Source organism: Legionella bozemanae (assembly GCF_001648595.1).
Taxonomy (GTDB): Bacteria; Pseudomonadota; Gammaproteobacteria; order Legionellales; family Legionellaceae; genus Legionella; species Legionella bozemanae.
In genome coordinates this window covers 41,995-54,468 of sequence record NZ_LBAW01000017.1, presented here as the reverse complement: position 1 = coordinate 54,468, position 12,474 = coordinate 41,995, and the positions used below count along the sequence as shown (strand labels likewise).

Below are 12,474 nucleotides of genomic sequence, written 5' to 3'. Positions count from 1 at the left end.
TGTGAAGCGGAACCTGGGCTAATCTGCAAGAAGTGCCCAAGTGATACTTTCATTCATGCAGCAAATACATGCATTTATCAGCCCAAGAGCTTACCCATAAATGAGTAATAAATAATGCAAACTGTGCTATCTTTTATCATATAACGTATTTTCATAAAGGAAAGGAGCATGTGTACACCTTACAGCATGCCAAAGTCCATATTCTCACCAGCTCAGAACCTATTTTTATCTCGATTAGGTGTACTTCTTATCCTTTTCGTCATTTATGCTTCCAGTTCTTATGCAGCAAAAATCATCGAACTTAAAATCAAAGGAGCAATCGGACCGGCCACAGCGGATTACATTATTCGTAATATTGATAATGCACAAGATGCAGATTTAATCCTGATTACTCTTGATACTCCTGGTGGGCTTGATGAGGCTACACGAGCAATTATTCAAAAGTTTTTATCATCCAACGTTCCCATCGTGACTTATGTCAGCCCAAATGGCGCGCGTGCTGCAAGTGCGGGAACTTACTTACTCTATGGCAGTACCATAGCAGCTATGGCACCAGGGACTCAATTAGGAGCAGCAAGTCCGGTTAATATTGCCTTGGCTGGTTTTGCTGAGGAAAGCAAATCAAATAAGCAGACAACGATGGAGAAAAAAATAACTAATGATGCGGTGGCAACCTTAAGGTCTCTGGCGCAATTGCGGGGACGTAATCCGGACTTTGCGCAAAAGGCAGTTTTGAACGCTGAGACTTTAACATCCACAGAGGCTTTAAAGGAAGGAGTTATAAATTATATTGCACATGATGAGCATGACTTACTTTCTCAGTTGAATGGCATATCAGTAACGCAAAATAATCAAAAAATAATACTCAACACCAGTAATGCACACATCGAGTTAATCGATCCGGATTGGCGCACACAATTTTTATCAATAATTACTGATCCTACGGTGGCTTATCTCCTTCTTTTATTGGGGATATATGGTATTTTCTTCGAATTAGTGAACCCAGGTCATATATTTCCTGGAGTAATCGGCGCTATATCAATGTGTATCGCGCTCTATGCACTGCAATTATTACCGATTAGCTATGCAGGTTTCTTCCTTATTATATTGGGAATAGGATTTATTATCGCAGAAGCATTTGTCCCTGCATACGGTTCTTTAGGTATCGGAGGCACAATAGCGTTTATTATCGGATCCATTATGTTAATTGATAGCGACAATCAGACCTATCAAATCGCATGGTCGGCAATTGGGGCAATGGCTTTAGTGAATATTCTTTTCTTTGTGATCGTACTTGGGATGGTGGTAAAAGCGCGACGACAAAGTGTGAAACATGGTTTAATTGTTTTGATAGGGGCCAAAGGCCGTACGCTTGGTGATATTAATCTTGACGGGCAGGCGTTTATTCGTGGTGAGATTTGGAGTGTACATTCGAAAAAGTTTATTGCAGCAAGAAAGCCAATAAAAGTAATCGGAACCTCAGGACTCGTGTTAGAAATTGAAGAAGATTTAGATAATCAAGGAGGGTAAAATGGGACCTTTTTTCACGGTGATCATCATTGCAATTGTATTGCTTTTGATCTCAGCAATTAAAGTATTTAGAGAATATGAGCGCGGTGTTGTATTCATGTTGGGGCGCTTCTGGAAAGTTAAAGGACCTGGATTAGTGCTTATTATTCCAGTGATCCAGCAAGTGGTCCGGGTCGATTTACGTACTATAGTTATGGATGTACCAAGCCAAGATGTTATCTCCAAAGATAACGTTTCAGTAAGAGTAAATGCAGTTTTATACTTTCGTGTTGTGATTCCAGAAAATGCAATTATCCAAGTAGAAAATTACTACGAAGCAACCAGTCAATTGGCACAAACGACCCTACGTTCCGTGTTAGGACAGCATGAGTTGGATGAAATGCTTTCTGAACGTGAACGATTAAATAGTGACGTACAAAAAATATTGGATTCACAAACCGATACATGGGGGATTAAAGTGTCCAATGTTGAAATTAAACGTGTTGATTTGGATGAAAGCATGATACGTGCAATCGCAAGACAGGCTGAGGCAGAACGTGAGCGACGCGCGAAGGTGATTCATGCTGAAGGGGAGCTGCAAGCTTCCGCTAAGTTATTACAAGCATCACAAGTTCTGGCACAACAACCTCAGGCAATGCAATTACGTTATTTGCAGACATTAGCCGCTATAGCAAGTAATAATAACTCCACCATTGTGTTTCCAATGCCAATGGAGCTGGGCGATATTTTGTCAAGTATGGCTGCAAAGAAAAAATAGATAAAATGATAAAGCGCCTATTTCTGGACAAAAACAAAGCATTCTTGCTTTTTGTCCAGAATAAGCATCATGGACTAATACACTTTTCGGCATCTTAATATAGGCATCTTAATATAAAAGAAATTCGCAACAAGAAGATTAGAACCGTCCCCTTTCTTGAAAAATATGAAAATTAATCCACAGAAAAAACAGGATTATTAACTTAAACTTTCGTTTAGTTCGCTTTTATGATAGAACACTTATTTTCAAAGAAGTCATGAGGTTTTTATTGTGTCGATTAAATCAGATAGATGGATAGAAAAAATGGCGCTTGAACATGGAATGATATCTCCATTTCAACCCGGACAAGTGCGTGAAAATGACAATGGAAGAATTATTTCATATGGCGTATCCAGCTATGGATATGATGTTCGTTGTGCTAATGAATTTAAAATTTTCACCAACATTAATTCTGCTGTTGTGGATCCTAAAGCTTTTGATGAAAACAGCTTTGTTGATGTGCAGTCAGATGTGTGTATTATTCCTCCCAATTCTTTTGCATTAGCAAGAACCGTGGAATATTTTCGTATTCCACGTAATATACTGACTATTTGTCTTGGTAAATCGACTTATGCGCGTTGCGGCATTATTGTTAATGTGACTCCTTTGGAGCCCGAGTGGGAAGGTCATGTAACTTTGGAGTTTTCAAATACGACGACGTTGCCCGCCAAAATTTATGCGCATGAAGGCGTTGCACAAATGCTATTTTTAGAAGCTACGGAAATTTGTGCTGTTTCGTACCGAGATCGCAATGGAAAATATCAGGGACAAACAGGGGTTACTTTACCTCGTACTTGATATGGATGATAAAAAAATTGATGCCTGGGGGACAGCGTACTCAGGTTTTGGTATGAATTCCTGAGTGCAACAAAGCAGTACCCAGGAACTACCCCATTCGTAATGTGCTCAACCCCAATCGTTCGAGTAAATATTCACATGGGGCCTGAGTTATTACTCTCATTCTTCATCAGGTAATTTATATTTATCACGTGATGCATCGACGCGTTCGCGTAATTCTTTTCCTGGTTTAAAGTGAGGACTGTATTTGGCCTTTGTCACAACTTTTTCCCCAGTTTTGGGATTATGAGCGTTGCGGGGCGGTCTATAATGGAGAGAAAAGCTGCCGAATCCCCGAATTTCTATCCGTTGATTTTTAATGAGTGCTTCACTCATTAACTCCAATATTCTATTTATACCATCAGCCACTTGCTTTTCAGTAAGATGCGTCATTCGAGCAGCGATGTGTTCAATGAGTTCCGATTTGATCATACCCACCTCGTGTTGTCGCGTGTTTCAAAGTCTGCTACCAATACAGATTAGGTGCTGACAATTGTCCTTGTTTTATAAGTATAGACTGGGAAAAAAATTATTCAATATTTTCAAGACAGTTAGTCGAAAGTTGTTTTTCGCGTATGGACATAAGCAAACACAACGCCCCAACTCATTTCAACTTTAGTACGTGTCGTTACAGTAAAATGAGTACTGGATAATGTTTTGCTGGTTGTAATTACTGTGTTGAGATGAGGTAAATGATCCAGTTTAGCACATAGTTTTTCCCATGTTGGACCAAAAAAAGCAGTAGAGTTGATAAAAACAAGCGTAGCATCATCTAAATTCACCTTGAGAAAATCCCCCAAAATAAACTGAATTTTTTTGGTTTGTTCGGCATAGTTTTTCATAGCGGCCAATTGATCACGTCGTTTGCAGGAATCGAGGTAGAGCTCTGGAAATAATTCGATGCCAATACTTTTGCATATTGGGAACACCATACCGCAGGCTAATACTGCTTTACCTGTTCCCGAACCTAAGTCATAGAAAACGGTATTTTTATTGGGGTTCGTTAGGGATAGAAGTGCAATAAATGATAAAAATTCGATCTCTCCATAAGCATATTCCATGGCATCATGTACGTGGCGTGCATTTTGAGACAGCATAAAACCATTAGCATCGGTGTAAATTTGGCGGAAAACTTGCGCGTGTTCTTGTAAATTTAATAATTTTTGCCATCGGAGCACATTGATTTGTTTTCTTTTAAATTTTAAATGAAGAAGTAATGTGAAGAGCACAAGGAGCAAACAAATAAGAAAAGATAGCAAGTGGCTCAAGAGTAAGTCCTTAATTTATGTGCTTGATTTAGCAGTGAACCACCATTTTACTTTCTTGACATATTGAGAAGCTACCTTTTTTAAAAAATTAGGAGCTGTTTGTGGTATCTCTTGAATGCAACCGAATCATTTTCTTGATAATACTCTATAAACATTTCCTTAAGTTGTAAATTCCCTATAAACTTCATGGAGTCATCGCGTATAAAATATAAGCATTGTCTTATCGCAGGGTAATAGAGTAAAATTATTGCATGTAGTATAGAATTATAATGTTAAGTACTATTTTATTACTATAATTGGTTTGAAAAATGGGGTTAACTGTAAATTTATATTTCATAATGTTACTACTAGTTAATATTTCCTTAATTTTGTTTCATTAGAATGAAGTTATATTGAGGTTGGGAGAGCATCATGGCGGGTTTTTTTAGTAATAGAGCTTATGTACAGCATGAACCTAGACCACGTGCAGAATATAGTTTTATCAATGTCGGTAATGAACAATTTCATGCCGTTGCTGTGGCTTTGATTGATTCCTTGCAGAGTAGTAGCCAGCGTGGCAATGATGCAACGTTGAAAAAAATTTTGGAGCGCTTTTATCAGCACTTTCCCAAGTATATAAGCAACCAACCGTATTTAACACTTCCTGAGCGTATGAGCATGTTACTTAATAGTTCTCGTAAGTCAGAGTTAGTGGAGTGTATGGCGTACGTATTACGCCAGTTGGCGGTGGATGAGTTATATACCCATCCTTTAAAGTATATTGAAGTATTTGATGGGTTGAGTGCGGAAACACCCAAAAGTTATTTACGCGATCCTGAAGTCAAGCTACCACCAAGTGCTTTAAATGCCTTGGCTCAGACACTAGGAATTACGGTTACTCTATCTTTTAAAGAACTTGGCAAGGAGCTAAGAAAAAGAGAAGTATATGATGGAGAAGAATAATGGCTAATAAAGTTCATTTAAAGATTCAGATTCAAGATGATAAATATTTCCCGGCTGTAACTGATAAAGCAAGGTTTGCCTATGTTGGTCAATTAGCCATTTCTGGACCTAAGCCTGTTGAAAATACAAATGAACAAGGGGAAACCCTAGGTAGTATTATTAATATGATTGCGGAATATAAGAAACATCGTGCGCAATCTCACGACCAATGGTGTAACACTATTTTAAGCATGGTTGCCGCGGGTGAATTAACGCGTGAACAACTCATGACACTCTACATTAAATTCTTACCTGTTCAATTGAAGAATGCCATATCTGTATCTGACTTAACCCAAACAAGACACAATTCTGCTATTGCGGGAGAGCCACAAGAACAAGAAAAATACACAATTGATCTTTTGGCAGACTCTATTGCGGCGTGGATTGTCACAGGGCAAGTTGAGCCTGATGACTTGTTTGATCAATTGGAAAAAGAAAATCAATCAACTATGTCATTGAGATAAACTGGTAGGCCAATGAAGCAGAATCAATTCGGTTGCTGCAATTCTGCTTCGAATGTTCTTACAAAAACCCGTGTTTTTTCATCCATTCATCATTAGCAAATTTAGACATGTAATTACGAATTGAGTCAGGTAAAATAACCAGGCATTTTTGGCCTTTACCTAAGGATTTTGCAGCATGCAGCGCAGCCCACATTGCCGATCCTGAAGACCCCCCGACTAATAAACCTTCTTCACGAATTAAATCTCTTGCAGTTCGAAATGAATCCAGATCATTCGTTTTAATGTATTGATCAATTAAACTATTATCTAAAACTTCTGGAAAGAAATCATAGCCTATCCCCTCTACTGCATAGGGCTTAATTTCGGTTCCACCACCAAGAATCGAGCCCTCGGGGTCAACGCCAATGATTTTAATTTGCGGATTATATTCCTTAAGCCGTTTGGCAACCCCGGTAATTGTCCCGCCAGTTCCTACTCCGGCAACAACCATATGCAAGTCTTTGCCAAAATCATCAATAATTTCTTGGGCTGTGCCGTGGTAATGGGCATTGGGGTTATTAGGGTTAGCATATTGATCAAGAATATAGGAATTGGGGATTTCTGCATTCAGTTTTTTAGCCAAAGAAATATGGCTTTCTGGATCATCATAGGCTGCTTCGGTTGGGGTACGATAAATCTTTGCTCCTAAACGCTCAAGCACCGATTGTTTTTCTTGGCTCATTTTTTCAGGCATGGTAATGATTACTTTGTAGCCTAATACAGCACCCGCTAAAGCAATACCTATTCCTGTATTTCCAGAAGTAGGTTCAATCAGTGTATCACCAGGCTTGATATGACCATCGCGTTCTGCATTGACCACCATTTCATACCCGATGCGATCTTTAACAGAGCCGCCTGGATTAAAAAACTCGCATTTTGCATACAGCTCGCAATCAAGATCATGGCCGAGACGATTAATTTTTACTACAGGAGTTTGTCCTATGGTGGCAAGGATATTGGGATAGATCATAATAAGTCCTTTATTGAAGAGTGGTTTGATTTGATTATATGTTTTTTTAGGTGAAAAAAAAATTCTTAGTGAATTTGGGTGGTGATTTTAAATTTTTTAATTTATATTTATCTTTTGAACTAACAAAGCAGGGAGCTAAATATGAAACTAAAATCACTTAAGTTGGTTTTTGGTATTGCTTTATCCTTAGGATTGGGTGCATGCATGGACATGCAACGTTCAGAACAAAATACCCAGGGCTATGAGAAAATAAATACTCAGGGTCAACAACAAGCAACAAATAAGTCTAAAGCTAAAGCGCAAAAGACCTATGCCTCAAAAGATCCTACTCAAAGATCAACTCCTGGGCCTAAACGCAATAGTGCACCCCAAATCCCAGTAATACAATAATTTTTTAGTATCTGAATTGGCTTTCCTGCTGCAAATGTGGGAAAGCAATGTCGTCGCTTTTTCATGTACTAATGGGTTCAATGTACGAAGTATTTATTAATGCTTCAGTAGAATTGGGGGGAGCAGGACTCAACCCCCGCATACTACAGAATTACCAGGGAGTAAAATTTTTTGTTTCATCTTCCCTGGCTTTATGAACTTCTTCCATTTCTATTTTTACTTGCATTAAATCCAGCCCGTCTTTAATCATTTCATCCCTCACAAATTGTCTGGAAGCACGATCCCCAAAAAAACTCATTTTTTTATTACTTGCTTTTTCGAGGCGTTGATGCGATGTTCTTGCGTTTTTATGATCCGTTGTTTCAGATTTTTGTGCCAAATGAATAATTATTTTTTGCTTCATACGTGAACCTTATTTTCCTATAAGCTTTTTAAGATGTTCGTCCTTGCATTATTTTATAAAAAGCAAAAATCCAGTTTTGCTCCCAAATGAGTTAAATTGATTCAATTTAGTAACTCTCTCTATACGAGAGAGCATACTTTTAAATTAACAGGACCCACTATGCAATAAAACAGCATAGTTTTTCAAGAAATTTTCCTATTGTGGTCCAATCATCTCTTCTGGTCTTACCAGTTCTGCAAAGCGTTCTGCGGTTAAAAAGCCAAGTTTGACTGCTGCCTCCTGCAAGGAAGAATTGTCTTGATGGGCTGTTTTGGCAATTTTAGCTGCTTTGTCATAGCCTATATGTTGATTGAGGGCGGTGACCAGCATTAAGGAGTGATGTAGATAGTAGTCAATAACTTTATGATTGGCCTCGATTCCTTCTGCGCAAAATTCCTGGAATGATCTGCAGGTGTCTGTCAGTAAATTAAGCGAATGCAGTACATTCAAAATAATCACCGGTTTAAACACATTCAGCTCAAAATTACCTTGGCTGTCGGCTATTCCTACAGTTGCATCATTCCCCAGAACCTGGGCACAAACCATAGTCATCGCTTCACATTGAGTTGGATTGACTTTTCCTGGCATGATGGACGACCCGGGTTCATTTTCTGGAATGATTAACTCACCAATGCCACAGCGTGGCCCCGAAGCTAACCATCGAATGTCATTTGCAATCTTCATTAAGGCACACGCCAGTGCTTTCATGGCACTGTGGGCATTAACTAAAGCTTCGTGGGAGGCCAGGGCAGCAAATTTATTATTTGCAGTAATAAATGGCAATTGAGTGATATGGGCGATGTGTTCTGCTACTTTGGTTGCAAATTGGGGATGAGTATTTAACCCAGTTCCTACAGCAGTTCCTCCCGCTGCCAATTCATATAATTCGGGTAAGGCATCCTCAAGTCGACGGATACAGGCATCAAGCTGGGCAACATAGCCGGAAAATTCCTGACCTAAGGTGAGCGGTACAGCATCTTGTAAATGAGTCCGCCCTATTTTAACGATATCTTTGAATGCCGCCATTTTAACAGCTAGGGCAGCGCGTAAGCTCTTTACTGCAGGGATTAGTTTATTATTGAAGGCAATTGCTGCTGCAATATGCATAGCAGTAGGGAATGTATCATTCGAAGACTGGGACATATTCACATGATCATTAGGGTGAATAGGTGATTTACTTCCCATGGTTCCACCGGCTAATTCAATAGCACGATTTGAAATGACTTCATTGGCATTCATGTTGGATTGAGTGCCGCTTCCGGTTTGCCATACATGTAAAGGAAAATGATCGTCCAACATTCCCTTGCTGACTTCGTCAGCCGCTTGAATGATTAAATCTGCCTTATCCTTCGGTAATTTACCCAAGTCTAGGTTTGTTAAGGCAGCAGCCTTTTTCAAGATACCGAAAGCGTGGGTGACTTCACGCGGCATAATGTCCTTGCCTATATTAAAGTGATGTAGCGATCGCTCGGTTTGTGCACCCCAATACCTATCAGCAGGGACAGCGATTTCACCCATGCTGTCAGATTCAATACGTGTTTTGCTCATTATTTTTAATTTCCTTACAGTGTTTAGGCTCTGTTTACAATTCTACTCCCTTGGCCAAAATGCTGCGATTTCCTGCGCTCCGATACTCACATACTTTGTGTATGCTCCGTTTCAGTGCTCTAAAATCGCAGCATTTGACTCAAGCTAGCGCATTGTAAACAAGACCCTAGTGAAATAAAAAATTCTACCACATAGGGTAAAAATAAGTAATTTTTGTTATAGTATTGGGCAAGTACAAAGAGGTAGTTGAATGCAGCTTCGCCGCACTCCATGAGGGTTACACTACCATTAGTTAAAGCAATGCGCCCTACGTCTCGCGGCTTGTCCGAGATATTATTTCTGGATTCCGCGGACAAGCCGCGGAACGTAGCGAGTAAGTTCAAGAACCATTTTATTTAACGTAGCCTCACTACGTTATAGGTCAAAAACACATGAGAGCAGTACGCATTTATCAACCTGGAAACTACCATACAGGTCAACTTTTAGAATTGTCCCCGGAAGCGAGTCAGCATGTCGGTGTTGTTTTGCGCATGCAGGTTGGTGAGCATATTACTTTATTTTGTGGTGATGATCGTGAGTTTGATGCAACAATAGAAGCCGTGAAGAAAAAACAGGTTACTGTAGTCATAGGCTCAATAAAAGCTGTAAGTCGTGAGTCGCCATTAGCTATCCACTTGGCACAGGCTATTTCTAAGGGAGAGCGCATGGAGTTTGTAATGCAAAAGGCAGTTGAGCTTGGTGTTACCAGTATTACCCCCATTATTACGGAGCGTTGTGTTGTGAAGTTAGATAAGGAACGAATGACAAAAAAACTTCTTCAATGGCAGGCAATTGTCATTGCCGCGTGCGAACAATCGGGTCGTAATACAGTCCCCATAGTCCACCCTTCTGTTACCCTAGAACATTATGTCGGTGAGACTCAGGCTCAATTAAAATTAATTTTGCATCCAGGCGAGCATAAAAACTGGAAAGATTACACAATTGGCCCCTCTACAATTGCTCTGCTTATCGGACCTGAAGGAGGGTTTAGTGACTGTGAAGTTCAATTTGCTAGCAAGTATGGATTTCAGCCTTTATCCCTAGGTCCAAGAGTTTTACGCACCGAAACAGCTGCAATTACTGCATTGAGTCTGTTGCAAGCAGTGGGGGGTGATCTATAATAGGAGTTGCAGCCAGTTTCTCTTAATGCAAAAATCTAAGGGCAGTGGATTTGAGTGCAGCTTGAATGAGCAGCCTTTTGACTGAATAAGTATGGCGTGCGTTTTCAGAGGATTTTTCATTCAAGCTATGCCAAATAGGTATTTTGGAATGCAAAGTGAGTTTGGCAATTAACGAATTTTAAACAACCGAGGTTGATACATGAGTGATCTTATTAAAACGATAACAGATGCAAGCTTTGAACAAGATGTAATCAATGCAAATAAGCCTGTATTAGTTGACTTTTGGGCTGAATGGTGTGGTCCATGTCGTGCATTGACACCTATATTGGAAGAAGTAGCTGCTACTCATGGTGAGCAAGTAACTTTTGCCAAAATTAATATCGATGAGCATCCACAAGCCCCTGCAAAGTTTGGGGTGATGAGTATTCCTACATTGATTTTATTTAAAAACGGCCAAGTCGAAGCAGTTAAAATGGGTTTGCTTTCAAAATCTCAATTAAGTGCTTTTGTTGAGAGTCACGTTTAATTTTTTATTTTTCTACATAAAAATGTTGTATCTTTTAGTAAAGCTGTGATAGCCTGTCTGCAATATGTGATATAATGTAAATATGTCACATAGGCAGCAGAATCCTTAGCTGCATTCTTAATAATATTTTTCCCGGATATCCAATTCAATTAATCAACAAATCAAGTGAGAAGTATGAATCTTAGTGAACTTAAGCAATTGCCTATTGCCGATCTTTTTAACATCGCACAAGAGATTGGTGTCGAGAACCCTTCCCGTATGCGCAAACAAGAAATTATTTTTGCCATTCTTAAAGCGCACGCCTTAAAAGGTGAAGACATTCACGGTGATGGTGTTTTAGAAGTCCTGACTGATGGTTTTGGTTTCTTGCGTTCTGCCGATGGCTCTTATTTGGCAGGCCCTGATGATATTTATGTGTCACCTAGCCAAATCAGACGTTTCGGTTTGCGTTCTGGTGATACTATTTCAGGAAAAATTCGTCCTCCTAAAGACAGTGAACGTTATTTTGCTTTGTTGAAAGTTGATGAAATCAATTATGATTCACCTGATAGTGCCAAACGGAAAATTTTATTTGAAAACCTTACTCCTTTATTTGCTACAGAGCGCTTGGTTATGGAGCAAGGAAATGGCAGTACCGAAGATTTAACCGCGCGGGTAGTTGATTTGTGTGCTCCTTTTGGTCGAGGACAACGTGGTTTGATTGTTTCCCCTCCCAAAGCGGGTAAAACATTAATGCTGCAAAATATCGCACGTTCTATAGAAAAAAATTATCCCGAATGTTATCTCATTGTATTATTAATTGATGAGCGTCCTGAAGAAGTAACTGAAATGCAACGCTCTGTAAAAGGAGAGGTGGTTGCCAGTACTTTTGATGAACCTGCAAACCGCCACGTTCAAGTTGCTGAAATGGTGATCGAAAAAGCCAAGCGTTTGGTGGAACACAAACGTGATGTAGTGATTTTACTTGACTCGATTACTCGCTTGGCGCGAGCTTACAACACAGTGATTCCTTCATCAGGTAAAGTACTGACCGGTGGTGTTGATGCCAATGCATTGCAAAGACCTAAGCGTCTGTATGGTGCTGCACGAAATATCGAGGAAGGCGGCAGCTTGACGATTATCGCTACAGCTCTGGTAGACACCGGTTCTAAAATGGATGAAGTGATTTACGAAGAATTTAAGGGAACAGGTAATATGGAAATCCACTTGAGTCGTAATATCGCTGAGCGTCGTGTCTTCCCTGCGATTAATATTAATCGTTCTGGTACACGTCGTGAAGATCTGTTATTGAGCCCAGAGGATCTCCAACGTACTTGGATATTGCGCAAAATCCTGCAATCTATGGATGAGTGCGATGCAATTGAGTTCTTGCTTGAGCGCATGAAGAATCATAAAACCAATGCCGAATTCTTTGATGCAATGAAACGTCAAGAGTAATTTAAGTATTCTAACTGTCTTAAATACAGCCTGGGAAAATTGATGCGAGCCCGGGTTAGGCTGTGCTCACTGCCATTAAGTTTAGG

14 protein-coding genes are annotated in these 12,474 nt (G+C 39.7%); 9 read left to right on the top strand and 5 right to left on the bottom strand.

The genetic code is table 11. The annotated features are described in order from the left end of the window. The first annotated feature begins 186 nt into the window (after nucleotides 1-186). From A8O27_RS12870 to dcd, 3 genes are all read left to right on the top strand, one after another. The gene (locus tag A8O27_RS12870; protein ID WP_058459053.1) at nucleotides 187-1,530 is read left to right on the top strand and encodes an NfeD family protein; all 1,344 of its coding nucleotides are present in this window, start codon (nucleotides 187-189) and stop codon (nucleotides 1,528-1,530) included. Between the two features lies 1 nt (nucleotide 1,531). Further along, nucleotides 1,532-2,287 carry a slipin family protein gene (locus A8O27_RS12865; protein WP_058459018.1) on the top strand — a complete coding sequence of 252 codons (756 nt, stop codon included), beginning with the start codon at nucleotides 1,532-1,534 and terminating at the stop codon, nucleotides 2,285-2,287. A gap of 270 nt (nucleotides 2,288-2,557) precedes the next feature. Further along, on the top strand, nucleotides 2,558-3,124 hold the full coding sequence (dcd, locus tag A8O27_RS12860) for a dCTP deaminase (RefSeq protein ID WP_082642424.1): 567 nt from the start codon (nucleotides 2,558-2,560) through the stop codon (nucleotides 3,122-3,124). A 159-nt stretch (nucleotides 3,125-3,283) separates the two neighbouring features. On the opposite strand, the gene A8O27_RS12855 is transcribed toward dcd, so the two are convergent. Next, complete coding sequence (locus A8O27_RS12855) at nucleotides 3,284-3,595, bottom strand: integration host factor subunit beta (RefSeq protein ID WP_058459016.1); 312 nt, start codon at nucleotides 3,593-3,595, stop codon at nucleotides 3,284-3,286. Nucleotides 3,596-3,714: 119 nt separating this feature from the next. Then, nucleotides 3,715-4,431: a class I SAM-dependent methyltransferase gene (locus A8O27_RS12850; RefSeq protein ID WP_082642423.1), complete on the bottom strand. Its 717-nt coding sequence runs from the start codon at nucleotides 4,429-4,431 to the stop codon at nucleotides 3,715-3,717. Nucleotides 4,432-4,842: 411 nt separating this feature from the next. On the opposite strand from A8O27_RS12850, the gene A8O27_RS12845 reads away from it, so the two are divergent. Then, nucleotides 4,843-5,373: a hypothetical protein gene (locus A8O27_RS12845; protein WP_058459014.1), complete on the top strand. Its 531-nt coding sequence runs from the start codon at nucleotides 4,843-4,845 to the stop codon at nucleotides 5,371-5,373. Next, on the top strand, nucleotides 5,373-5,876 hold the full coding sequence (locus A8O27_RS12840) for a hypothetical protein (protein WP_058459013.1): 504 nt from the start codon (nucleotides 5,373-5,375) through the stop codon (nucleotides 5,874-5,876). Before A8O27_RS12845 ends, A8O27_RS12840 begins: the two co-directional genes overlap by 1 nt. A 58-nt stretch (nucleotides 5,877-5,934) precedes the next feature. On the opposite strand, the gene A8O27_RS12835 is transcribed toward A8O27_RS12840, so the two are convergent. Further along, entirely contained in the window at nucleotides 5,935-6,885 is a 951-nt protein-coding gene (locus tag A8O27_RS12835; RefSeq protein WP_058459012.1) for a pyridoxal-phosphate dependent enzyme, read from the bottom strand. Nucleotides 6,886-7,026: 141 nt separating this feature from the next. Between A8O27_RS12835 and A8O27_RS12830 the strand changes: the two genes are divergently transcribed. Further along, the gene (locus tag A8O27_RS12830; protein WP_058459011.1) at nucleotides 7,027-7,275 is read left to right on the top strand and encodes a hypothetical protein; all 249 of its coding nucleotides are present in this window, start codon (nucleotides 7,027-7,029) and stop codon (nucleotides 7,273-7,275) included. Between the two features lie 151 nt (nucleotides 7,276-7,426). On the opposite strand, the gene A8O27_RS12825 is transcribed toward A8O27_RS12830, so the two are convergent. After that, on the bottom strand, nucleotides 7,427-7,678 hold the full coding sequence (locus tag A8O27_RS12825) for a hypothetical protein (protein ID WP_058459010.1): 252 nt from the start codon (nucleotides 7,676-7,678) through the stop codon (nucleotides 7,427-7,429). Nucleotides 7,679-7,873: 195 nt separating this feature from the next. Further along, complete coding sequence (fumC, locus tag A8O27_RS12820) at nucleotides 7,874-9,265, bottom strand: class II fumarate hydratase (protein WP_058459009.1); 1,392 nt, start codon at nucleotides 9,263-9,265, stop codon at nucleotides 7,874-7,876. A gap of 431 nt (nucleotides 9,266-9,696) precedes the next feature. Here fumC and A8O27_RS12815 point away from each other — a divergent pair, with 431 nt between their 5' ends. From A8O27_RS12815 to rho, 3 genes are all read left to right on the top strand, one after another. Further along, nucleotides 9,697-10,425 (top strand): 16S rRNA (uracil(1498)-N(3))-methyltransferase, encoded by a 729-nt coding sequence (locus A8O27_RS12815; protein WP_058459008.1) that lies wholly within the window; start codon nucleotides 9,697-9,699, stop codon nucleotides 10,423-10,425. A 199-nt stretch (nucleotides 10,426-10,624) separates the two neighbouring features. Continuing rightward, on the top strand, nucleotides 10,625-10,951 hold the full coding sequence (gene trxA, locus A8O27_RS12810; protein WP_058459007.1) for a thioredoxin: 327 nt from the start codon (nucleotides 10,625-10,627) through the stop codon (nucleotides 10,949-10,951). Nucleotides 10,952-11,125: 174 nt separating this feature from the next. Beyond that, nucleotides 11,126-12,388 carry a transcription termination factor Rho gene (gene rho, locus A8O27_RS12805; protein WP_010652211.1) on the top strand — a complete coding sequence of 421 codons (1,263 nt, stop codon included), beginning with the start codon at nucleotides 11,126-11,128 and terminating at the stop codon, nucleotides 12,386-12,388. Nucleotides 12,389-12,474 lie beyond the last annotated feature (86 nt).

What these genes read in the sequence shown, in the direction of transcription:
- A8O27_RS12870 (WP_058459053.1), top strand. Translation starts at nt 187, where the DNA reads ATGCCAAAGTCCATATTCTCACCAGCTCAGAACCTATTTTTATCTCGA.
- A8O27_RS12865 (WP_058459018.1), top strand. Translation starts at nt 1,532, where the DNA reads ATGGGACCTTTTTTCACGGTGATCATCATTGCAATTGTATTGCTTTTG.
- A8O27_RS12855 (WP_058459016.1), bottom strand. Translation starts at nt 3,595, where the DNA reads ATGATCAAATCGGAACTCATTGAACACATCGCTGCTCGAATGACGCAT.
- A8O27_RS12845 (WP_058459014.1), top strand. Translation starts at nt 4,843, where the DNA reads ATGGCGGGTTTTTTTAGTAATAGAGCTTATGTACAGCATGAACCTAGA.
- A8O27_RS12840 (WP_058459013.1), top strand. Translation starts at nt 5,373, where the DNA reads ATGGCTAATAAAGTTCATTTAAAGATTCAGATTCAAGATGATAAATAT.
- A8O27_RS12835 (WP_058459012.1), bottom strand. Translation starts at nt 6,885, where the DNA reads ATGATCTATCCCAATATCCTTGCCACCATAGGACAAACTCCTGTAGTA.
- A8O27_RS12830 (WP_058459011.1), top strand. Translation starts at nt 7,027, where the DNA reads ATGAAACTAAAATCACTTAAGTTGGTTTTTGGTATTGCTTTATCCTTA.
- A8O27_RS12825 (WP_058459010.1), bottom strand. Translation starts at nt 7,678, where the DNA reads ATGAAGCAAAAAATAATTATTCATTTGGCACAAAAATCTGAAACAACG.
- fumC (WP_058459009.1), bottom strand. Translation starts at nt 9,265, where the DNA reads ATGAGCAAAACACGTATTGAATCTGACAGCATGGGTGAAATCGCTGTC.
- A8O27_RS12815 (WP_058459008.1), top strand. Translation starts at nt 9,697, where the DNA reads ATGAGAGCAGTACGCATTTATCAACCTGGAAACTACCATACAGGTCAA.
- trxA (WP_058459007.1), top strand. Translation starts at nt 10,625, where the DNA reads ATGAGTGATCTTATTAAAACGATAACAGATGCAAGCTTTGAACAAGAT.
- rho (WP_010652211.1), top strand. Translation starts at nt 11,126, where the DNA reads ATGAATCTTAGTGAACTTAAGCAATTGCCTATTGCCGATCTTTTTAAC.